General features: G+C 65.3%; 21 protein-coding genes and 2 pseudogenes. 8 read left to right on the top strand and 15 right to left on the bottom strand.

The genetic code is table 11. From position 1 onward, the window contains the following. Positions 1–90 precede the first annotated feature (90 nt). Complete coding sequence (locus ACR9ZC_RS23895; RefSeq protein WP_481582160.1) at positions 91–1,371, bottom strand: MFS transporter; 1,281 nt, start codon at positions 1,369–1,371, stop codon at positions 91–93. A 94-nt stretch (positions 1,372–1,465) separates the two neighbouring features. Then, on the bottom strand, positions 1,466–2,191 hold the full coding sequence (locus tag ACR9ZC_RS23890) for a helix-turn-helix transcriptional regulator (protein WP_481582159.1): 726 nt from the start codon (positions 2,189–2,191) through the stop codon (positions 1,466–1,468). A 352-nt stretch (positions 2,192–2,543) separates the two neighbouring features. On the opposite strand from ACR9ZC_RS23890, the gene ACR9ZC_RS23885 reads away from it, so the two are divergent. Continuing rightward, positions 2,544–3,395: a phenylacetaldoxime dehydratase family protein gene (locus ACR9ZC_RS23885; RefSeq protein ID WP_481582158.1), complete on the top strand. Its 852-nt coding sequence runs from the start codon at positions 2,544–2,546 to the stop codon at positions 3,393–3,395. A 107-nt stretch (positions 3,396–3,502) separates the two neighbouring features. Then, on the top strand, positions 3,503–4,378 hold the full coding sequence (locus ACR9ZC_RS23880) for an alpha/beta fold hydrolase (protein ID WP_481582157.1): 876 nt from the start codon (positions 3,503–3,505) through the stop codon (positions 4,376–4,378). A 740-nt stretch (positions 4,379–5,118) separates the two neighbouring features. On the opposite strand, the gene ACR9ZC_RS23875 is transcribed toward ACR9ZC_RS23880, so the two are convergent. The 4 genes from ACR9ZC_RS23875 to ACR9ZC_RS23860 all read right to left on the bottom strand — a co-directional run bounded on the left by ACR9ZC_RS23875 (position 5,119) and on the right by ACR9ZC_RS23860 (position 8,892). After that, positions 5,119–6,177: an AraC family transcriptional regulator gene (locus tag ACR9ZC_RS23875; protein ID WP_481582156.1), complete on the bottom strand. Its 1,059-nt coding sequence runs from the start codon at positions 6,175–6,177 to the stop codon at positions 5,119–5,121. A 215-nt stretch (positions 6,178–6,392) separates the two neighbouring features. Next, positions 6,393–6,995 carry a cysteine hydrolase family protein gene (locus ACR9ZC_RS23870; protein ID WP_481582155.1) on the bottom strand — a complete coding sequence of 201 codons (603 nt, stop codon included), beginning with the start codon at positions 6,993–6,995 and terminating at the stop codon, positions 6,393–6,395. Beyond that, the gene (locus ACR9ZC_RS23865; RefSeq protein ID WP_481582154.1) at positions 6,992–7,528 is read right to left on the bottom strand and encodes an aromatic-ring-hydroxylating dioxygenase subunit beta; all 537 of its coding nucleotides are present in this window, start codon (positions 7,526–7,528) and stop codon (positions 6,992–6,994) included. Before ACR9ZC_RS23865 ends, ACR9ZC_RS23870 begins: the two co-directional genes overlap by 4 nt. Continuing rightward, on the bottom strand, positions 7,525–8,892 hold the full coding sequence (locus ACR9ZC_RS23860; protein WP_481582153.1) for an aromatic ring-hydroxylating dioxygenase subunit alpha: 1,368 nt from the start codon (positions 8,890–8,892) through the stop codon (positions 7,525–7,527). Before ACR9ZC_RS23860 ends, ACR9ZC_RS23865 begins: the two co-directional genes overlap by 4 nt. 325 nt (positions 8,893–9,217) lie before the next feature. On the opposite strand from ACR9ZC_RS23860, the gene ACR9ZC_RS23855 reads away from it, so the two are divergent. The 3 genes and pseudogenes from ACR9ZC_RS23855 to ACR9ZC_RS23845 form a co-directional block, all read left to right on the top strand. Beyond that, a complete protein-coding gene (locus ACR9ZC_RS23855) occupies positions 9,218–10,177 on the top strand; it encodes a PDR/VanB family oxidoreductase (protein ID WP_481582152.1) in 960 nt (319 codons plus the stop codon). Positions 10,178–10,190: 13 nt separating this feature from the next. Next, positions 10,191–10,988 (top strand): SDR family oxidoreductase, encoded by a 798-nt coding sequence (locus ACR9ZC_RS23850; RefSeq protein ID WP_481582151.1) that lies wholly within the window; start codon positions 10,191–10,193, stop codon positions 10,986–10,988. Between the two features lie 154 nt (positions 10,989–11,142). Then, a pseudogene (locus ACR9ZC_RS23845) lies at positions 11,143–11,364 on the top strand (ATP-binding protein); the annotation flags it as partial. Positions 11,365–11,435: 71 nt separating this feature from the next. On the opposite strand, the pseudogene ACR9ZC_RS23840 reads toward ACR9ZC_RS23845, so the two are convergent. The 9 genes and pseudogenes from ACR9ZC_RS23840 to ACR9ZC_RS23800 form a co-directional block, all read right to left on the bottom strand. Further along, positions 11,436–11,663, bottom strand: a pseudogene (locus tag ACR9ZC_RS23840) (tyrosine-type recombinase/integrase); the annotation flags it as partial. Then, positions 11,620–11,913, bottom strand: coding sequence for a hypothetical protein (locus tag ACR9ZC_RS23835; RefSeq protein ID WP_481582150.1), 294 nt, complete (start codon positions 11,911–11,913; stop codon positions 11,620–11,622). The gene ACR9ZC_RS23835 and the pseudogene ACR9ZC_RS23840, both read right to left, overlap by 44 nt. A gap of 256 nt (positions 11,914–12,169) precedes the next feature. Continuing rightward, positions 12,170–12,649, bottom strand: a complete 480-nt coding sequence (gene moaC, locus ACR9ZC_RS23830) for a cyclic pyranopterin monophosphate synthase MoaC (RefSeq protein WP_481582149.1) — start codon at positions 12,647–12,649, stop codon at positions 12,170–12,172. Between the two features lie 30 nt (positions 12,650–12,679). Then, a complete protein-coding gene (locus ACR9ZC_RS23825) occupies positions 12,680–13,282 on the bottom strand; it encodes a DUF2946 family protein (protein WP_481582148.1) in 603 nt (200 codons plus the stop codon). Next, positions 13,275–14,324 (bottom strand): YheT family hydrolase, encoded by a 1,050-nt coding sequence (locus ACR9ZC_RS23820; protein WP_481582147.1) that lies wholly within the window; start codon positions 14,322–14,324, stop codon positions 13,275–13,277. The genes ACR9ZC_RS23825 and ACR9ZC_RS23820 overlap by 8 nt, the downstream gene beginning before the upstream one ends. A 54-nt stretch (positions 14,325–14,378) precedes the next feature. Beyond that, complete coding sequence (locus tag ACR9ZC_RS23815; RefSeq protein ID WP_331572025.1) at positions 14,379–14,831, bottom strand: nuclear transport factor 2 family protein; 453 nt, start codon at positions 14,829–14,831, stop codon at positions 14,379–14,381. Positions 14,832–14,999: 168 nt separating this feature from the next. After that, on the bottom strand, positions 15,000–16,034 hold the full coding sequence (waaF, locus tag ACR9ZC_RS23810) for a lipopolysaccharide heptosyltransferase II (protein WP_481582146.1): 1,035 nt from the start codon (positions 16,032–16,034) through the stop codon (positions 15,000–15,002). Between the two features lie 146 nt (positions 16,035–16,180). Continuing rightward, a complete protein-coding gene (locus ACR9ZC_RS23805; RefSeq protein WP_481582145.1) occupies positions 16,181–16,375 on the bottom strand; it encodes a zinc-finger domain-containing protein in 195 nt (64 codons plus the stop codon). A 75-nt stretch (positions 16,376–16,450) separates the two neighbouring features. Further along, the gene (locus tag ACR9ZC_RS23800; protein ID WP_481582144.1) at positions 16,451–17,374 is read right to left on the bottom strand and encodes a branched-chain amino acid transaminase; all 924 of its coding nucleotides are present in this window, start codon (positions 17,372–17,374) and stop codon (positions 16,451–16,453) included. Positions 17,375–17,695: 321 nt separating this feature from the next. On the opposite strand from ACR9ZC_RS23800, the gene ACR9ZC_RS23795 reads away from it, so the two are divergent. The 3 genes from ACR9ZC_RS23795 to ACR9ZC_RS23785 all read left to right on the top strand — a co-directional run bounded on the left by ACR9ZC_RS23795 (position 17,696) and on the right by ACR9ZC_RS23785 (position 20,149). Beyond that, a complete protein-coding gene (locus ACR9ZC_RS23795) occupies positions 17,696–18,460 on the top strand; it encodes an AzlC family ABC transporter permease (RefSeq protein WP_481582143.1) in 765 nt (254 codons plus the stop codon). Continuing rightward, positions 18,457–18,780, top strand: coding sequence for an AzlD domain-containing protein (locus tag ACR9ZC_RS23790; RefSeq protein WP_331572017.1), 324 nt, complete (start codon positions 18,457–18,459; stop codon positions 18,778–18,780). The genes ACR9ZC_RS23795 and ACR9ZC_RS23790 overlap by 4 nt, the downstream gene beginning before the upstream one ends. Before the next feature lie 175 nt (positions 18,781–18,955). Next, positions 18,956–20,149 carry a phosphoglycerate kinase gene (locus ACR9ZC_RS23785; RefSeq protein WP_481582142.1) on the top strand — a complete coding sequence of 398 codons (1,194 nt, stop codon included), beginning with the start codon at positions 18,956–18,958 and terminating at the stop codon, positions 20,147–20,149. Positions 20,150–20,175: the final 26 nt, after the last annotated feature.

The following is a 20,175-nucleotide window of genomic DNA, read 5'->3' as shown; positions in this document are numbered from 1 at the left end:
GCTGTTCGAAGAACGCGAGCGAGAAACGCTGCGCAAGCTGCCAGCATTCGCAACACTCGGCCGAAGAAAACTGACGCGCGGTGGCGTGCGTCAGCGCAACTCAGCAGGAAGATTGCCGGCGCTTGAACGCGAGCTGCGAGGATCGCGGGCCAGCGTGAGCAAAATCACGAGAACGGCCAACTCGACGCCCGCGAACAGTCCAAATCCAGCGAGGAACGAGCCCCCGCTGCGCTCGATGACCCACCCCATCGCCGCCGGTGCGACGAACGTGGCGAGGATGCCTCCGATTTGGGCGTAGCCGATCGCGCTTGTGGCGAGTTCTTTGCCGAATCGCTCAGTCAAGGCACTGAAGATGGCACCCCCGTTCAGTACGGCAACACCGCTGAAAATCGTGACCGCGACCAATGCACCCCACGGCACGGCCCGGGTCAACACCGCCATGAACGCGAGCGCGGAGGCAGCTGCCAAAGCGGCGCCCACCTTGACCATGACAAGCCGATCAATCCGATCCGCAAGCAAGCCTCCGATCAGCAGGATGACGATTTGCGACAGACCCATGGCGCTGCCAATCACTGCGGCACGCTCCAATGGCATCCGATGAACTGCGACAAAGGCTGGCACCAACCACGTGGCTGTCGCCGCGAGCGCGAACGTTGCACCGAAGATCGCTGCCGCCCCGGCGTAAAGCCACTTGGAGGCGAAGACGACCCGCGACGGCGTGTTCTGCGCGGAAGCGCGCGCGCCTCCGGATTCCATGCTGCTCGATGCAGGCGGCGCGTCCCGCAGCATCAGCCAGCCTGTCAGCGCTACCACAATCGTGCAAACAGCCAAGCCGCAGAAGAAGACTCGCCAGCCATGGGCTTGCGCCAAGGGGACACCCACCGCGAAGTCAAGCGTGATGGCGAGGCTGTAGGAGGCGAGCAACGCTCCGATGGCGGAGCCATGGCGCTTCTCAGGAAACCAGCCGATTATCAGTCTCATCGCGCCGATCCAGACTGCGGCATCGAAGACGCCGACTATCAACCGGAACGCCACGAGCTCAAAAAAGCTGGTACTGAGCACCTGCGCTCCCATGAAGAGGCCGGTACCGAGAAGTCCGAAAGAAAACGTTGCACGCCCACCGATCCGCCTGACAAGCGGAGACCAGACCAGCATGCCAATGCAGTACGACAGACCAAAGGCCCCCTGAGCCAATCCGGCTTGGGCGGGAGTCAGAACCAGATCTGCTGAGATGAAGGACATGACGGCGGCAAACGCATACCAGTCCGCGGCTAGGAAGAATTCCCCGACCAAGCAACACACGATTGCGACAATCTGGCGTGAACGCACGTTGCCGGGCGTTACGGCTGACGCTGACAAGACCTTCGACATTTCCGAGCCTCTTTTCTGTTGATCAATCGGGTTGTCCTGAAAGATTCAGTGTAGAAGGCTCAAATGCGCCCAAGCTAGCCGCTCGCCGCAAATCTCATCCGCTTTCCGCAGGACGAACGAGGTGCTGCGCTAGACACGCCGCGAGTTGAGTCCGGTTGACAGCTCCGAAGCGCGCACGCAACCGCTCCACATGCTCCTTGGCTGTCAGCTCAGAGATGCCGAGCTGCCGCGCGATTGCTTTGTTCGTCGCTCCATCGAGGACGAGTTGTCCGACGTCTCTCGCGCGCCCCTCCAGCTTCATCAGATGGCCGCCCGGGTTGTCAAGCGTGTAATCCGAGGCTGCCGACGCAAGTCGCACGTGAATATCCGATGCATGCGACACGGCTCGGCACACCCTCTCCAATACAGCGAGATCACCGACGCCAAACGGACAGTCGTCGCGCTGCCGCACCACATTCAGAGTCCCGACCATCCGTCCGCCGCAATGCAGCGGACCCTGCATCGAGTCGCCAAATCCCCATCGCTTGAGATGCCCGGCAATGGCGGCCTGGCTCCAGTCACCAGGTGCGATGGCACAGCGCGCGCTTGCGGCGCGACCGCTTCTACGCACCAGTCGCAACACCGGGTCCACTCGCCTCAAACCGTGCTCGTACTCCTCGACGAACCCCGTTGCGGCCCCCTCGGTATGGACAACTTGCGGGAACGTGCCGCTTCCACCGAACAGAAAGAAGCCCGCGGCGGCGGCACCGAACAAGCGCTGTCCCATGTCCACCGCAGTGGCAGCGAGGAGCTCTCGATCAACAACGGTCGTGATCTCCAAGACAGCATCAGCCAACACACAGCCACCGTCTAACGCGGAAAGCTCGTTCCACCTGGCCGCTCGTGCGCGGCCCTTCATCCCTCCATTTGGAGGGATGGCTCTGCTTGACCTATCCGCTACTATTTGCGCCATCGGACAAAAGAAAGGTTGAGCTTCGGTGAACAAGTCAATGACCCACAGCACTCGCGCCGCAAGCCTGCGACCCGCAGGCCACGTCAATCACTATGATACGTGGGAAGTCGCGACACCTGCGCACTGCACACATTATGTTCGTTGCCTCATCGGCGTCGAATCCAGAGGCGCTGATGCCAGCGCCTTGCTCGCGCGCGTAAGCAACACGTTTGGAGGCGCGGTGGGGCCGGCCAGCCTCGGGCGCGGCATCTCGACGGGCGCCGACGGCGAAAGATCCGACATCTTCTACGCCTACTGGAACTCGCCTGCGCACTATGCTTCGTGGCTCACAACGCCACGGGTCGCCTCGCTCTGGACTGATGATGGGATTCTCGAGGGCCCGGTAGGACTGTGGCGAGAGTCCATGGTCATCCCTGTCGAACGCAACGAAACCAACTATTCGAACGACGCTGCTTACGATGGGATAGCGCAGATCGACAAGCAGATGCGCAAGACCGACGTGCATGGCTACTGGGGATCCGCCCGCGAACGCATTCCCGCCAGCGCTCGCGACACGATGCCGTCCGCCGCGCCCGATTTCATGCTTCGACCGGCGGCAACCACGGAAACGCTGGGCCGACGCGTCCGGATCACTCTCCCCGGAAACACTTGCGTGATCCGTTCGTTCCAGGACTGGTCGCAGGCACAGGCAGCCGAAGTCGATTGGTATCTCGGAAACGTCGAGCCGGTCTTGCGCGTCGGCTTGGACTACCTCAACGGCAACAGGACCGAGGCGAGGTGCTACGGCATGCGCTACATTCGCGAATACGACGTGAGCGGGACCGTCGATCTGAATCGCACGAGCACGTTCGGCTACTTCGAGTCATTGCAGACATTGGAGCGGTGGACGCACACACATCCCACACATCTGAACATTTTCCAAGCCGCCATATCGATGGTCCAGCGCTTTCAGGGCGAGGTTGCGGTGAAGCTTGGACACGAGGTGTCGGTGCTGCCAGAAGGCATGCTGTCAGCCGAGTACATCAACTGCGCTCGATCCACAGGCTTCCTGCCGTGGTCCCACGGGGACTAGATCCAAGTTCCTGGCGTTCTCCGGCCAGGAGCGGCGCAAATCGGATAGCAATTCGACCTAGCTCCATCCTACTGTCTGCTTTCCAAGAACGATCGAAAGGACTCGTTGTGACCTCTCATTCCGCAATCCAACCCATCATGCCGTCTCCGCGGCAGAGCGTCCGCGTCGCCGGCGCCAATGGCGTCTCCATTGCCGCGCAGGCCTGGGGGCCCGCCGATGGCCCCGCGGTTCTGCTGATCCACGGCTTTTTCGGTGGAAGGTTTTCGTGGGCCCCGCTGATTCGCGGGCCGCTGGCCAGCAAGGCGAACCTTGTCACCGTGGAACTGCGTGGGCACGGCGCCTCAGACAAGCCAGCAGAACCATCTGCCTACGCCGACAGCAAGGTGTGGGCGGACGATATCGCGGCGGTCACGTCGGCCCTGGGCCTCAAACACTTCATCCTGGTCGCACACTCCTACGGCGGCGTTGTGGCGCTCGACTATCTGCGCCACAAGGGAAGCTCGGCAGTGAAGGGCCTGCTCCTCCTTGCAGCGGTCGCGGAGCCACCCGGAGTTGCACAGGATCACGTCCGACCGGACACGCTGCCCGCATTGCAGGCGTCCACCAGCCAGGATTTGTCGGAGCGGGTGGGCGCGATTCGCGGCTTCGTTCAGGCGATCTCACGAAGCCCACTTCCCGCGGACCTTCACGACGCGTTGATCGCGCAAGGAGCCATCTCCACTCCGTTCATGCCGGCCGGTGCGTTTGCCCGACAGCCGGTCAGCAACGTGGATGTTTTCAAGAAGCTCGACATGCCGGTGGTCTTTGCCTGTGGAAGCCACGAGAACGTTGTCACGCAGGCACTTGTGGAACATGTGCTGCGGGCTGTGCCGCGGGCAACCAGCCGCACGCTGGACAACGTGGGCCATCTGCCGCAAATCGAGGCAGCCGACCAAGTCGCAGAATTGATTGCTGATCTGATCGCATCCGGTTCCAGTCAGTAGGGCAAGTCACCGCTCCATCGATGATTATCACCATCCCGGACCACGACGCTCGCCCGACGCATTGCGGCGAAGCCTAGATGGCGTCAGGTGATCCAAGGTGAGCGGGGGGCGGCCGTGGCCCACTATAGTCGCGGGCGCCCCGGGTTTCTCGCCACGCCCGGCGGTCACACGCTGAATATCGGCGCAGTTCCAGCCGTCGGCGACCCAGTCCGCGCGAGCCTGGACAGCAAGCCTCTCGTGGGAGGTCTTGGCATCGACATGATGGCGCCCCTTCCGGTTCGAGTGGTCGATGACACTTCCGCTCTGGCACATCGATGCCGCTATCGGGTGGGGGCGTCCATCCCATTGCTTACCCTCCTCGTTCAAGTGGACACAATCGTCGCCGCTCTAGCCTCGCAGGAATAGGGTATGGCGTCGGTCATCGATCGCTTACGATGCAAACAGTGGCCGCGACGAGCGCGACGCGGGTGAGCAGTCGATTCATGGTGTCTCCGGTCTTGTTGGGTAAAGGGGGGATCTCGTCGAAGGCACAGGTGTAGCGCCAACGAACGCCGGTCGGCGTCCGGTTCGACGGACGCTAACGCGTGACATTCGGTCTAGGGACGGGGGGCAGGGCCGCGATATCCGCCAACCGGAACCCGCTATCCGTTTCTCGCAACCCATTCGCCTCCGCCTGTTCAGCGGCGTGTTGGCGCTCGGCAGGAGAGACGCAGGCGGCCGTCGATGCTGCTGCCGGCGTGTTAACGGCCCGCGCGCGACAGGGTCTCGCGCGGCAGTTCGCCGAAGCGGCGCTGGTAGTAGGCCGAGAAACGCCCGAGGTGCCCGAAGCCGCAGTCACCGGCCACGTCGGTGACGTTTCGGTCCATGCGCTCGAGCAGCTTGCGCCGCGCCGCGTCCAGGCGCAGGTCACGCAGCCAGGTCATGGGGCCTACGCCCGTCTGGCGCATGCACTCCATGTAGAAGGTGCGCTCGCTCACGCCGGCCGCGCGGGCCAGGTCCTCCAGGGCCAGCGGCGCACACAGCCGGGTGCTGACCCAGCGTTCGGCCGCCTGCAAACGCTCCGAGGTCCCGAGCAGCGAACGGACGCCGGCCTTGCCCGCCGGCGACGTTGCCAGCGACTGTTCGACCCAACGGCGCATGTGCAGCAGGGTAAACAGCGCCATGCCGTCTTCCATGTGGTGAACCCATGCGGGGTCGCGCAGCGGCGATGCGCCGTCCTCCTGCCCCGGCACCGTGGCCAGCAGCGATTGCAGCAGCACGGCCCACTGGCGCGCGGCGCTGCCGTCAAGCAGGTAGCCCGGCTGCGCGCCGGGCGCGCTGCCAAAGCCCTTGAGCTGAGACACCCCGCCGCGCATGAGGGCGTGCGGCACGCGAACGATGATCTGCTCGCACGCCTCGCTCCAGGCGAGCTTGAGCTGCCGGTACGAGGGCAGCACCGCCACCTGGCCCGGCCCCACCTCGAGCTGCTCGCCGCCGGACTCCACCGACATCGTGCCGCGCAGGGGCATCTGCACCAGACTGAAGTCTTCGAAGGGGCGGGGCTTGACCTCGACCTCGGAGCCATAACGCAGCACCATGACCTGCACTCGGGGCGTATCGGCGCGGAACATGGCCGCATCCACGCTGCCGCGGCCCCACTGCACCTCGTGATCGATCAGGGAATCGGTCAGCAGCTGGTGTGAGCGGCTGCGCACAGCCGAGCGGAACACGCAATGGCGGTACACAGGACTCAGGTCCAGCTCGGTCGGATGCGCCGCCGCCGAGGGCGAGAGCAACGGGGGGGCAATGTCGGCATGCACGAGGCACCTGCTTTTCACACGTGGGGCGTGCAATTTGCAAGAACGATACCGGTGCCCGCAGGTGCCCGACAATCGGGGTTTCACTAAGCGCCCCGCCCGATGGGCCCGTCTTGGCGGAAAACGGATAATCATTGCGGTTGCTGGCCAAAGCGGCGCGGCCAGGGCGCCACGGTGCGCGGCCGCGATCAGGCGCGACCCGCCGCCCGTTCCGGCCGCTACGCGTCCAGCGCCGCGAAGCCGCTGGCCACGTCGGTGATGGTGGCGATGAGCGACATGCTCGCCAGCGCGGCCTCGTGCGTCTCCCGTGAGCCAGCGGAACAGGCGTCCTGCGCGATCCAGACCTCAAAGCCACGGTCGGCCGCGTCGCGCACCGTGCCCTCGACGACCGAGTGCGTGGCCACGCCGCCCACCAGGAGGCGCGCCACGCCCAGCATGCGAAGGGTCTGCTCAAGCGCTGTGCCCGCGAAGCCGCTGATGCGCGTGTGTGTGAACACGAACTCGCCGGGCCGCGCGTGCGGCGCCAGCCCGTCGAGAAAGTCCGCGCCCCACTCGCCGTCCTTGACCGCACCGAGCTCGACGGTTTTGCGAAACACCGGCGTGTTGAGCGGGCAGTCCGAGTAGTCGGGGCGGAAGGCGATGCGCACGTGCATGACCGGCCAACCGCGTTCGCGCGCGCCCGCGAGCAGCTGCGCCCCCGCGCCCACCACCGCCGCCCGCCGCGGGTCGTTCGCATCGACGCCGACGCGAATCTTGCCGTCCGGGTGCAGCACCTCGTTCTGGTAGTGCAGCGCCAGCACGGCAGTGGTGACGGGTGTCACAGAAACACCTCGAGGTTCGAAAAGATCGCGTCCAAGTTAACCAGGTTGACGCGCTTGAGGTGCAGCCGCCAGCGCCCGTCATCGCCCGACTCGAGCTTGTGGAACACGCGCCCGGCGAGCTGCCGCTGGTCCAGCCGGTACTCAGTGACCTGCATGCTGGACGACACGATCAGCCGGCCTTTGGCGTCGAGGCCGTCGATCTGCACTTGGCCCACTAGCCGGCTGCTGCGCGTCACGGGTTGCTGCGACCAGTTTCGCGGGTTGGTGATGCGGCGCACGCGCAGCTCGCGCAGCACCGCGTCTTCCCAGAACATCGAGATCTGGTCGAACGGCGACTGCTGCCCATGCTGGCGCGGCACCCAGTAGCGTCCCTCGGGCGTCCACAGGCCCAGCCATTCGTCGAAGCGGCGTTCGTCCAGCAGGCGCGCTTCATTGAAGAGGAACTGCTCGACGCCGCGGATGGCCTGCGCGTCGAGTTGCGCGCCGCTCACCGGCACGGTCGAGTGGTCGAAGGTTCGATCTAGAAGGTTCACGCCTGGGCTCCTGCGGTGCTCAATGGGGTGCGGCCGGTCCAGGCTGCTTCTTGTTCGGGGGACACGTCGTCGCCCAGCATGTAGTGGCGCCACGCGGCCATCTGGTTGCGCATGGGCAGTTCGCTGGTACCATTGATGGACACGGCCCCGCCGTCGGGCATGGACTTGTCGGTGCCCAGGTAGCGGTGCTGCGACACCCAGTCGCCGCCGCGCGAGCTATTTCCCTCCTGGCAGCGGCGGTAGAGCTCGACGTCGTCGGGCATGACGTTGGACGAAGGCGAGTTGATGAGGTTGGCGTAGACCAGCGCGCGGTCGAACACCGCCTGCGGCGCCTCCTTGCAGCGGAACACCTGGATCTCGATCAGAGTACGGTTCACCGCGATGGGCCGTATGACGCGGAACTGCTGGAACACATTGTGGGGCGAACCGCTGCCGTAGATGATGGTGTTGTGGCGGTTCATGCCCATGACCTGGCGCGCGCGCTCGGCGCCATGGGCGGCGGTCAGCGACTCGTGGTGCGCCTTGGTGACGGCGTCCTTCTCCGCAGCGTTGGGGTCGAAGATGCCCTCCATGTAGCCATGACCATAGGGGTAGGCGCGCAGCTCGAGCGCCTCCCAGAAGGCCCAGGGTTCGCCGTTGCCTTCCTGAATCAGCAGCTCGAAAGGCATCTCGCCAATGGCCTTGGACTGCTCGCGCGCGGCGACGACCGAGGACTCGTGCGTGGCCGGGGCGTGCATGGTGTCATGCAGGTTCTCGTAAAACACTTTCCAGTTCGACTGCTGCATGACGCGAAAGACGCCACCCGCGACCTCGACCTCGCCCACGGGCGAGCGGTCACACATGTTGTCGATGGTGCTCGCGCTGCCACCAAGGAACTCGCGCAGGTCGGGGCCGCTCGCGCACTGCGAGGCGAAGACGAATCCGCGGTACTCGTCCACGCGCGCCAGGCGCTTCATGGAGAAGTCTGGGTTGTCGGCGCTGTAGCAGGTGCCTTCCAGGCCGGCGCGCAGCGGCAAAGACATGTGCGAGCCGTCGAGCTTGAAGGTCCAGGCGTGGTAGGGACAGCGGAAGAACTTGCCCGCGCAGCCGTCGCCTTCGGGGACCAGCTTGGCGCCCTTGTGCGGGCAGCGGTTGTAGAGCACGTTCACTTGGCCGTCGCTGCCGCGCACCATCACCACGTCCTGGTCGCCGATGCGCGTCGAGTGGTAGTCGCCGGGCTTGGGCACCTGACTTTCGTGGCCGACGTAGATCCAGGCCTGGCCATAGATGCGGCTCATCTCAAGATCGAAGATGTCTTCGTCGGTGTAGAGCCGTTTGTGCACGCTGCCCGGCCTGAACAGCTTTGCCAGTTCGTCGTTCGTCATGGGTGACCTCGTGTCGATAGGGACTAACGAAAGGGAAAGAGTGACTGCAAGTTTGAGCGCAGCCCAGGGCCGGCGCTAGCCAACTTCCACATCGACCGGGCCGCGCGCTGTCCAGATTCGGCAGCCACCGCGCACCGCGCGCGTGCATGCAGATGGCGCCGCGCGCCCATCCGTTCATGAAGGGCAGGAACCACTGACAGCGGCCGTCAAAACCGGACAAGGACTGCCGATGCTGGCTTTTTTGTCGCGCCGCGCCTCGCTACATTGATGTCACCGTGCGCTATGGCGCGCGGCCAACCGACTCTCCGCTACCGACGAGGCCCACTTGGAATCCACGCTTGCACTTCACGTCCTACACATCGAAAACCTGACCCCGCGGGTGCGCAAGCTCGTGCTGGGCCCAGCCGATGGCCGCCCACTGCCCGCCTACGAGGCCGGCGCCCACATTGAGCTGCACGTGCCGGTCTCGGCGAACGGTGTCCTCTTGCACCGCGCCTACTCGCTGGTGCGGCCCGCGGGCGAGTCGAACACACTGGAGATCGCCGTGCAGCTCGAGGAGAACGGCAGCGGCGGCTCGCGCTGGGTGCATGGCCTTCGCCACGGAGACGAGCTGACCGCCAATGCGCCGCGCAACCTTTTCGCGCTGCAGGGCGCGTCGCAGCAGCCGCTGCTGCTGGCAGCGGGCATCGGCATCACGCCTATCCTGTGCATGGCGCTCGAACTCGAGCGCCGGGGCTTGACCCATGAAATGCACTACGTGGCCCGCACCCGCGAACTCGCGGCCTACGCCGACGAGGTCACGGCGCTTGGGGACGCGACCTGCTGGTTCGACGAGGGCGACCCCTCGCGCGGCATTCCCCTGCCCACCGTGATCGGCGCGCCGGTCGCGGGTCGGCATCTGCACGTCTGCGGTCCCAAGGCCTTCATCGGGGCGGTGCTGGAAACCGCTCGCCAGCTCGGCTGGCCCGAAGGGCAGCTGCACTGCGAGCTGTTCACGGGCACGCTGGCGGAGCAAGGCGATCACGCCTTCGAGGTCGAGCTCAAGGACTCGGGGCGCACCCTGTCGGTAGCCGCCGACCAGACCATCCTGGAAGCGATGGAGCAGGCCGGTATGGACCCGCTGTTCGACTGCCGCCGCGGCGACTGCGGCATCTGCGTGGCGCGCGTGCTCGGCGGCGACGCCGACCACCGCGACATCTGCCTGTCGGCGCGCGAGCACGAGGCCGGCAACTTCTGCGTCTGCGTTTCGCGTGCGCGCGGCGAGCGCCTCGTGCTGGCCCTCTGACGCCGGAGACCCCATGACACAGCGACTGCACGGCAAGGTGGCCATCGTCACCGGCGCCACCCAGGGCATCGGCGCCGACATCGCACGGGCCCTGGCCCGCGACGGCGCGCGGCGGGTCTTCATCGTGGGCCTCGGCGCCCAGGCCGGCGCGGCCATGGCCGCCGACATCGGCGAGGCGGCCGAGGCCGTCGAGGCCGACATCACCGACGACCAAGCCATCGATCGCTGCGTGGCGCGCGCGCTGGAAGTGAGCGGGCAGATCGACGTCTTGGTGAACTGTGCCTGCGTCTACGACGACGCCGGCTTGGCGTCGAGCCGCGCGCAATGGCACGCCACGCTGGACGTCAACCTGGTGTCGGCCGCGGTGTTTACGCAGAAGGTAGAGCCGCACATGCGCGCGGGCGCGGTCGTGGTCAACCTTGGCAGCGTGGGCGGCAAGTTTGGTACGGCCAACCGCGCCATCTACCCTGCCTCCAAAGCCGCGCTGATCCAGATCACGCGCAACTTCGCCGTCACGCTGGCGCCGCGCGGCATCCGCGTGCTGTCGGTCTCGCCGGCCTGGACCTGGTCGCCATCGCTCGAGCGCATGGCGCACGGCTCGCGCACCATCGCCGACCGCGTGGGCGGCATCATGCACCCTCTGGGCCGCGTCGGCGACGGCGCCGAGGTGGGCCGGGTGGTGGCCTTCGCGGCGAGCGACGAGGCCTCGTGGATCACGGGCACCGACATCGCGGTCGACGGCGGCTTCTCCAGCCTCGGCCCGGACCAAGGCATCGCGGCCCGGGGCTGGTTCGAGGGCTCGGGCGGCTAGGCCTTCGCTCCATGCCCGCCGCCCTTTGCGTCGACGCCTCGCCGCTCTATCGGCGGCAGGTGTTCCGCTCGGCCAACCCGCAGGAGGCCTGCGCGGTTCACGGCCGCTGGATCGCGGAGCACGAACTGCGCATCGGGCAGGGCGAGGTCGAAACCTGGTCGAACTCGAGGCATTGCGTCTGCATGGCATGGCCGGCGCCTGGTGCGAGCTGGTCGAGCAAGGGGCGAGCTCTGGCCTGGAAGCTTCGCGCTGGCTGCTCGAGCATCTGCTGCAGGCCGAGACCACGGACCGCTCGATGCGCTCGGTCCAGTACCAGATGACGTCGGCGCGCTTCCCAGTGCGCCGGGATCTGGCCGGCTTTGACTTCGCAGTGTCGGCGTTCGGCAGCTTTTGGGCCAGCCGAGTGATTGCAGTATGTCGAAGGTCGTCGTGCCAATGGAAGTTCGCTATCCCGGCCCGCAAGCATGCCCGTCGAAATGCCGCGTGCAGGGTGAGTGCCTTCAGCGGAATCACAGAGCCGTCAATAGATCGCGGAAGCTCTCTGAGGACCGTGACGGCTTTCGAGGACAGTGGAACCGTTCTCGCCATTCCGTTCTTTGTCATCGGCAGATGCGCGGTCCTCGCCTCAAGATCAATGTTCGACCATCGTAGTTGAAAGAGTTCGCCCCGTCGCATGGCCGTTTCCAAGCTGAGGACCGTCGCGGGCAGCGTCGCGGAAGGCCGCGAGGGCCTTTGGTGTGAGTGCCGCCATGCTGAGTTTTGCCAACTTCTTCCGACACGGCGCGCGAAGCCGTATGGTTTCCTCGGCGCAGCCTCGTTTCGAAGGGCAGACCTCGACGATGTAGCGTTCGATGACTTCCTTCAGCGTCGTCGATTCCGCTTCGCTGCGGTTGATGTAGCAGCCTTTATCTATCTCGGACTCCATGGACCGTGCCCATCGTTCGGCGTCTTGCCGCGATGCAAAAGTCCTTACCTCGTCTGGAAACCCGTTTCGACGAACGCGAGCTTGCCATTTTCCTTGTCGTTGACGAATCGATGCCATTCCCGTCTCCATTGGGACAGGAGTGGGACAAGATCGACTTTGAGGGCCTTCGTCGAAGCGATAGACGTGTGAAGCACGGGATCAACAACCGGCAAGCGGGCTATGAGTGGTGCAAAAAAGAGCCTTATAAGACAACGGCTCACCCCTGCGCCACCCAATCCCCCGACTTCCCCCCATGCTTCTCCATCACCTTCACCTCGGTGATGACCATCCCCCGATCCACCGCCTTGCACATGTCATAAACGGTCAATAACCCGACCTGCACCGCGGTCAACGCTTCCATCTCCACTCCGGTGCGCCCGAGCGTCTCGACCTGCGCTGTGCAATGCACCCCAGGCAGCACCTCGTCGAGCGCAAACGCGACGGCCACGCGTGTCAGCGCGAGCGGATGGCAAAGCGGAATCAGGTCCGCTGTCCGCTTCGCTCCCTGGATCGCCGCAATCCGCGCGACGCCGAGCACATCGCCTTTTTTCGCGCCGCCCTCGCGAATCAGTGCGAGCGTGGCCGGCAACATCCTGATCGAGCCGCGCGCCACGGCAATGCGTTTCGTCTCGTCCTTGCCCGCGACATCGACCATATGCGCCTGGCCGGATGCATCGAAATGAGTGAGTTCTGGCATGTGAGGTTCCTTCGAAGGGCGCCTATCTTATCAGCCGCGCTTGGCTGCCTTCGATGCCGGGCTGGCCACGAATCCGAAGCGTTCCGGCACGAGGCCGCGCGCAATCGTACCGATCGACAGCGTTCGGGCTGCGCCCCAGGGCAAACGGCCGCCGCTCTCGTCATCGAACGTCGCCAAATCGCTGAAGAGGTCGAGATCGTGATCGTGCAGCAGTGCGACGCGCGGGGGCTTGGTGTCATCGACGAAAAGCACGGCGCCTTCATCGTCGACGAACACTTCGCAGGGTTCCAGCGCCGTGCCCGTATGAGTGGTCAACGTGGGCGCCGGCATGCAGGAAGCTTCCCCGCCCCCCGGCGCGGGCGCGAGCCGCACGACCCAAGGCGTATAAGCGAGTTCGACATAAACCCGTTGCGGGCCGTTCTGGAAAAACCACTGCCCGCTTTCGTCGCACTCGTAGTTGCGGTTGATGAAGCCGATGAGTGCCTCGTGCCGCACCGGTGCGCCCAGCTCGCCACGCGCCTGGGCGCCTTCATCGCGCATGCGCCACTGTCCGCGCCGATCCAGCAGCAGCCAGCCGGTACAGGCCGGCACGTTCGGCCACTTCGCCAGCGCGGCTTTGACGATTTCATCCATGCGTTGCAAACGGTTCGAAAAAGGAAAAGAGGCGGCGCGGCAGCCAGTCGATCTGGCCCGGGAACGGCCCGGTCATGAAACCGACGTGTCCGCCCGCTTCGGGCTGCTCGAGTACGACGGCGGGCGAGACCTGCGCGCGAGTCGGCAAGACGGTGCCCGGCAGGAACGGATCGTTGCGTGCGTTCAGCACGAGCGTCGGCACGACGATTTCCCGCAGCAGGGGAAGCGTGGTCGCGCGCGTCCAGTAGTCATCGGCATTTCGGAAGCCATGCAAGGGGGCCGTCACGGCGTTGTCGTAGTCGTACATCGTCCGGCTCGCCAACATGGCATCGCGATCGAAGAGCCCCGGATACTGCTCGAGCTTGAGCAGGCCCTTCTTCTTGAGCGTCTTGAGAAAGCTCATCGTATAGACGAGCGCGAAGCCTTGCGATAATGCACGGCCTCCCGCATGCACGTCGAGCGGGGCGGAAATGGCGGCCGCGGCGGCGAGGAAAGACGCATCGGTGCCGCGCTCGCCAAGCCAGCGCAGCAGCACGTTGCCACCCAACGAGACGCCCGCGGCCAGCAGCGGCCCCGCGTGCTCGTTGCGCAAACGCCGCAAAATCCAGTCGACCTCCGCGCTATCGGCCAAATGATAGAACCGCGGTGCCAGATTGAGCGGCCCGCTGCAACTGCGAAAATGCGGCACGACGGCGTGCCACCCGAATGCACGCGCAGTCGCCATCGAAACCCGCGCATAGTGCGAATCGGAACTACCCTCGAGGCCGTGAAAGAGCACGAGAAGCGGGGCGTCCGGCGGCGGTGCGCACGCGGTCCCCGGATAGGCGAGCCAGTCGAGATCGATGAAGTCTCCGTCGGGCGTACCCCATCGTTCGCGCCGATAATCGACGGCCGGACGCCGGGCGAACAGCGCCGGGACGATGGTCTGAGCGTGGCTCGTCGGCAACCATGGGGGCGGGCAGTAGAGCAGTTCGACGAGAGTGCTGCCGATCGTCCCGTTCGATGACGGGATCGAAGTTGCCTTGTCGTGCGCCGTACTCATTTCCGTCCCCAAAAACCGCCGCCCTCGATGAAGGCGGTCGGAGCGCCGTCTTCCTTAGTGCAGCGCCCCCTGTCCCTGTCTCATCTTCGCCGCGAACTCGTTGGCCGTCTCGTCCGGCATCGGGCTCGCATGAATGTGCGCGATACGCCATTCGCCGCGCTCGTGCACCAGCACGTACGTCGCGTAGACCATGCGCGGCGCGTCAAGCGGCTCGCGCGCCCGATGCGCCTCGGCCACCGCATAGACGACCGTGCCGAGGCTGTCGTAGACGCGCACGTCGAGCGGTTCGATCGCCGACGCCAGCATCCCGGTTCCAGCCAGCTGCGCGAGCCCGACACGAATGCTGTCGATCCCGTGCCAGTGCGCGCCGCTCGAATCGATGAAGCTGGCGAAGTCCTCGTCGATCCATAAGCTCATGACAGCATCGATATCGCTATCGGCGATCGCCTGGTAGTAGGCGTGGAGCGTGTCCGCTGCGGCTTCGAAAAGTCGGGCAAAACGTGGCATCTGATAGCTCGTCGATGTCGTTCTCGCGCGCGCGGCGCGTCGTTTGGCTGGCAGTGCGACGCGCGCCGCCCCAAAGGGCTGCGCGCTACTTCTGCACCGGTGTCAGGCTTGCTCAGCGCGGCGCTCACGCAACTATGAACGCACGAAGTTTTATCGTGCGTCAGTGCGTCACCGCTCGCCGAGCAGCATTCCGCGCAAGTCGCCGAACACTTGTTCGGGAGACAGCTCGCGCAGGCATCGCAAGTGGCCGAGCGGGCATTCGCGCGCAAAGCAAGGACTGCACTCGAGATGCAGCCATTGTACCTTCGCTAATTCCGATAACGGCGGTGTGTGGCGCGGATCACTCGATCCGAACAGCGCGACGAGCGGCCGCTTGAGCGCCGCGGCGACATGCATCAGGCCGGAATCGTTGCAGACGACGGCGCCGGCGCGCGAGATCAGTGCGCAAGCCTCGCCAAGCGACGTCTGTCCGCACAGGTTGCGCACCTGAGGAGCGCGCTCGACGATGGCGCGCGCGATCGGCGCATCCTTCATGGACCCCAGGGCGACGATCTGGGTATAAGGGAACGATTGCCCGATCATCTGCGCGAGTGCCGCGAAATGCTCGGTCGGCCAGCGCTTCGCGCCGCCATATTCGGCGCCGGGGCAAAAAGCAACGAGCGGCACCCGTGTATCGAGATTGAAGCGCGACGAGACGCGCGACGCCTCGTTCAGATCCGATTCGAGCCGCGGCATCGGCAGATTCCCGGCCAGATCGGGAACGTTCGCGCCCGGCGCATACGCGAGCGCGGCATAGTGCGCCGCCATAGGGCCGCGTTCGTCGCGGCGCGGATTCGGGTGACGGACATTGAGCAGTCCGTAGCGATGCTCGCCCGTATAGCCGATCCGCAGCCCAATGCCGGCCAGCCAGGGAATCAGCGCCGATTTGAAGGAATTGGGCAGAACATAGGCCGCATCGTATCCGGCATCGCGCAAATCGCCGGCCAACTGCCAGCGTTTGAACAACTGGAGCTTGCCGTGTCCGAGGTCGGTTGCGTGGACATCGCGGATTTCGGGCATGCGCTCGAGAACGGGCGCGACCCAGGAAGGCGCGATCGCGTCGATGACGAGGCGTGGGTGCAGTTGCATCAGCCGCGTGAAAAGCGGCTGCGCCATCAATGCGTCACCGATCCAATTCGGTGCGATAACCAACGCGCGACGCATCAGTAGGGGGTTCCAAGAGCGTGAAAAAGCGGCGATGCCGCACGAATGAGCTGAAGGCGAGCGGCGAGGCGAGTCGCCATGCCGGCGCTAGGCGCTGGCGCGGCACCCCGCGCATGCGGGCTCGATGCGAGCCCGTGCAGGATCGATCAATGCCCTTTGACGACTTCCCCGTCGCGCAGCTTGTAGCGCGTGCCGCAGTACGGGCAGCGCGCTTCGCCGTGCGACACGTCGATGAAAACGCGCGGATGCGCGCTCCAGCGCGCCATCGCCGGGTTCGGGCAGTACGCGGGCAGATCCTTGGCCGAGAGCTCGACCAGCGGCATTTCCTTGATTGCGCTCATATGAGGACGATTTTCGTTATGCGATGTGTGTTTGGCGCCTGCCGCGCTCGGCGAGCCGCCGCAGCAGGGCATACATCAGATTTTCGTGAGCCACTGCGCGTATTTGGCGTTCTTGCCGGCGACGATGTCGAAGAACGCGGACTGCAGCTTCTCCGTGATGGGCCCGCGCGAGCCCGTGCCGATCGTCCGGTTGTCGAGTTCGCGGATCGGCGTGACTTCGGCCGCGGTACCCGTGAAGAACGCTTCCTCGGCGGTATAGACTTCGTCGCGCGTGATCCGTTTTTCGATGACTTCGATGCCGGCTTCGCGCGCGAGCGTGATGATCGTGTCGCGCGTGATCCCGTCCAGGCACGACGAGAGATCGGGCGTGTAGAGCTTGCCGTTGTTCACGAGGAAGAAGTTCTCGCCCGAGCCTTCCGACACATAGCCGTCGACGTCGAGCAGCAGTGCCTCGTCGTAGCCGTCCGCGGTGGCTTCCTGATTCGCGAGAATCGAGTTCACATACCAGCCCGAGGCCTTGGCGCGGACCATGGAAACATTCACATGGTGGCGCGTGAACGACGAGGTCTTCACGCGGATGCCCTTGGCGATGCCTTCCTCGCCCAGATAGGCGCCCCACGGCCACGCCGCGATCGCGACGTGGATGGTATTGCCGCGCGCCGAGACGCCGAGCTTTTCCGAGCCGACCCAGACGATGGGCCGCACATAGGCCGATTCGAGCCCGTTGGCGCGCACGACCTCGCATTGCGCGGCCGAGAGGGTCTCGCGGTCGAACGGCACATCCATCTGGAAAATCTTGGCCGAATTGAAGAGGCGCTTCGTATGCTCCTTCAGCCGGAAAATCGCGGTGCTGCCATCGGCGGTCTTGTATGCGCGCACGCCCTCGAAAACGCCCATTCCGTAGTGCAGCGTATGAGTGAGGACGTGGATCGTCGCGTCGCGCCACTCGATCAGCTTGCCGTCCATCCAGATTTTGCCGTCGCGGTCGGCCATTGACATACGAATCTCCTAGCGGCCCTGAAACGGGCTTTTTGCGATAAGGGCGCTATTTTAGCGTTTTTTTCGGCGCGGCTCTAAGCCAGTTTTCCGCGGCGCAGGCCCTGAATCGCGCGGCAGCCGGCATTGGGCACCCGGTTTGCCTCGGGGGTTCGATATTGGCAACTGTTATGGCCGAGCCGAGGGGCAGCGTATCGGTCAATTTGGCGCCGCCCCTCTATAATCGAGCGCTTGCCCCATTTCGCGGGAGCGCCGGTGCGCCGATGCACCCCACCGCGCCTCGCACACTGATTGCCGCCCGGCGCCGGGTGGCGCATTGCCGACATGTTCGCTCGCTTCTCGCCCACTGACCGCGCCGCTTTTCGAGATGGCCTGCGCGACTATTCTCCGTTTCTGATGGCGATTTGCTCGTGGGGGCTCGTGACGGGCGTCGCGATGAGCAAGTCGGTACTCACGGTTCGCCAGGCGATCGTAATGTCGGTCCTCGTATATGCCGGTTCGTCGCAGCTCGCCGTGCTGCCGCTCATCGCGGCGAAACTCCCCATCTGGACCGTGCTGCTCACGGCGACCATGGTGAACCTGCGGTTCCTGATCTTCAGCGCGGGTCTCGTTCCCCATTTCTCGTATCTGTCGTTCGGGCGGCGGCTCGCGCTCGGGTATTTCAATGGCGACGTCGTTTATCTGCTGTTTCAGAAAAAGGCGTTTGCGAACGGCTATGTGCCGGGCAAGGAAGCCTATTTCTGGGGCATGGCGGCCTCGAGCTGGGTGTCCTGGCAGATTTCGTCGGTCGCCGGAATCGTGCTGGCGAGCTTCGTGCCCGATGACTGGGGGCTCGGCCTCGCCGGCACGCTCGCGCTCGTGCCGCTCATCGTGTCCGCGGTCTCGAATCGCTCGATGGCGGCCGCTGTCGCGGTAGCCGCCATCGTCGCGCTTGCCACGGCCGACCTGCCGTATCGGCTCGGCTTGCCGCTCGCGGTGCTGGCCGCGCTCGGGGCGGGCAGCGTGGCGGAGTTTCTCGTCCAGCGCGCCGATGCGCGCACGGCACGCACGACCCGCGCGGCCGCGCCACGCAAGGAGCGCGTGCGATGAGCACGTTCCAGATCTGGCTCGTCGTCGCGGGCATGACGCTCGTGACGGCGGCCACGCGCGCCTTCTTTCTGCTCGGCGGCGAGCGCGGTGTGCTGCCCGAGCGCTTGCAGCGCGCGCTGCGCTACGCTCCGGCCGCCGCGCTCGTCGCCGTAGTCGTGCCCGAAGTCCTCGAAACGCCGCACGGCGTTTCGCTCGCGTTGTCGAATCAGCCGCTTTACGGCACGCTGGCGGGGCTGGCGTGGTTCCTCTGGCGTCGCAGCATGCTTGGCACCATCGTCGTCGGCATGCTCGTCTTCACGGTCCTGCGGCTCTTGGCGTAACGGTTCCGCCCGCAAACACGGCCCCAAAAATTCGGCGAATTCGATTTCGGGGCGGGGCCGGGCGGGTCGATCGGCTAAAATGCACGTTTGCCGCGTCGCGCGCGCCAGGGATATCGGCGGCGCGCGCACGTTTCGCAATGCCCGCCCGCAACCCACTTCGCAAGCGAATATCCCCATGAGCCAAGTATTGCGTCTTACCGATCTGATCGCGAACGGCAAGCTGTCCGGCAAACGCGTGTTCATCCGCGCCGATCTCAACGTGCCGCAGGACGAGCACGGCAACATCACCGAAGACACCCGCGTGCGCGCGTCGGTGCCGGCCATCCGGGCCGCGCTCGAGGCCGGCGCCGCGGTGATGGTCACCTCGCACCTCGGGCGCCCGACCGAAGGCGAGTTCAAGCCGGAGGATTCGCTCGCGCCCGTCGCGAAGCGCCTCTCCGAGTTGCTGGGCCGCGAGGTGCCGCTCGTCGCCAACTGGGTCGAGAACGGCGTGAACGTCGCGCCGGGTCAGCTCGTGCTGCTCGAAAATTGCCGCGTGAACAAGGGCGAGAAGAAGAATTCGGACGAGCTCGCGCAAAAGATGGCGAAGCTTTGCGACATTTACGTCAACAACGCGTTCGGCACCGCGCATCGCGCCGAGGCGACGACGCACGGCATCGCGAAGTACGCGCCGATCGCGTGCGCGGGCCCGCTGCTTGCGGCGGAACTCGATGCGCTCGGCAAGGCGCTGGGCAACCCGAAACGGCCGCTCGTGGCGATCGTGGCGGGCTCGAAGGTGTCGACGAAGCTGACGATTCTGAAATCGCTCGCCGAAAAGGTCGATCAGTTGATCGTCGGCGGCGGCATCGCGAACACGTTCATGCTGGCGGCGGGGCTGCCGATCGGCAAGTCGCTCGCCGAACCGGATCTCGTCGAAGAAGCGAAGGCGATCATCGACGCGGCGCGTGCGCGCGGCGCATCCGTGCCGATCCCGAGCGACGTCGTCACGGCGAAGCAGTTCGCGGCGACGGCCGCGGCCACGACGAAGCCCGTCGCGCAGATCGAGGCCGACGACATGATTCTCGACATCGGTCCGCAAACGGCCCGCGCGCTCGCTTCACAGCTTGCCAACGCCGGGACGATCGTCTGGAACGGTCCGGTCGGCGTGTTCGAGTTCGACCAGTTCGGCAACGGCACGAAGACGCTCGCCGAGGCGATCGCGCATTCGTCGGCGTTTTCGATCGCGGGCGGTGGCGATACGCTGGCTGCCATCGCGAAGTACGGCATTCACGACAAGGTGAGCTACATCTCGACGGGCGGCGGCGCATTCCTCGAGTTCCTCGAGGGCAAGACGCTGCCGGCGGTCGAGGTACTCGAGTCGCGCGCCTGACAGGGCGCCTCGGGAATCGGATTTTG

This window comes from Trinickia sp. HAY1-2D, from assembly GCF_056754935.1.
Note: the sequence above shows the minus strand (reverse complement) of the source record. Positions and strands in the feature narration are given on the sequence as shown.

What these genes read in the sequence shown, in the direction of transcription:
- ACR9ZC_RS23895 (WP_481582160.1), bottom strand. Translation starts at nt 1,371, where the DNA reads ATGTCGAAGGTCTTGTCAGCGTCAGCCGTAACGCCCGGCAACGTGCGT.
- ACR9ZC_RS23860 (WP_481582153.1), bottom strand. Translation starts at nt 8,892, where the DNA reads ATGACGAACGACGAACTGGCAAAGCTGTTCAGGCCGGGCAGCGTGCAC.
- ACR9ZC_RS23850 (WP_481582151.1), top strand. Translation starts at nt 10,191, where the DNA reads ATGACACAGCGACTGCACGGCAAGGTGGCCATCGTCACCGGCGCCACC.
- ACR9ZC_RS23835 (WP_481582150.1), bottom strand. Translation starts at nt 11,913, where the DNA reads ATGGAGTCCGAGATAGATAAAGGCTGCTACATCAACCGCAGCGAAGCG.
- moaC (WP_481582149.1), bottom strand. Translation starts at nt 12,649, where the DNA reads ATGCCAGAACTCACTCATTTCGATGCATCCGGCCAGGCGCATATGGTC.
- ACR9ZC_RS23825 (WP_481582148.1), bottom strand. Translation starts at nt 13,282, where the DNA reads ATGGATGAAATCGTCAAAGCCGCGCTGGCGAAGTGGCCGAACGTGCCG.
- ACR9ZC_RS23820 (WP_481582147.1), bottom strand. Translation starts at nt 14,324, where the DNA reads ATGAGTACGGCGCACGACAAGGCAACTTCGATCCCGTCATCGAACGGG.
- ACR9ZC_RS23815 (WP_331572025.1), bottom strand. Translation starts at nt 14,831, where the DNA reads ATGCCACGTTTTGCCCGACTTTTCGAAGCCGCAGCGGACACGCTCCAC.
- waaF (WP_481582146.1), bottom strand. Translation starts at nt 16,034, where the DNA reads ATGCGTCGCGCGTTGGTTATCGCACCGAATTGGATCGGTGACGCATTG.
- ACR9ZC_RS23805 (WP_481582145.1), bottom strand. Translation starts at nt 16,375, where the DNA reads ATGAGCGCAATCAAGGAAATGCCGCTGGTCGAGCTCTCGGCCAAGGAT.
- ACR9ZC_RS23800 (WP_481582144.1), bottom strand. Translation starts at nt 17,374, where the DNA reads ATGTCAATGGCCGACCGCGACGGCAAAATCTGGATGGACGGCAAGCTG.
- ACR9ZC_RS23795 (WP_481582143.1), top strand. Translation starts at nt 17,696, where the DNA reads ATGTTCGCTCGCTTCTCGCCCACTGACCGCGCCGCTTTTCGAGATGGC.
- ACR9ZC_RS23790 (WP_331572017.1), top strand. Translation starts at nt 18,457, where the DNA reads ATGAGCACGTTCCAGATCTGGCTCGTCGTCGCGGGCATGACGCTCGTG.
- ACR9ZC_RS23785 (WP_481582142.1), top strand. Translation starts at nt 18,956, where the DNA reads ATGAGCCAAGTATTGCGTCTTACCGATCTGATCGCGAACGGCAAGCTG.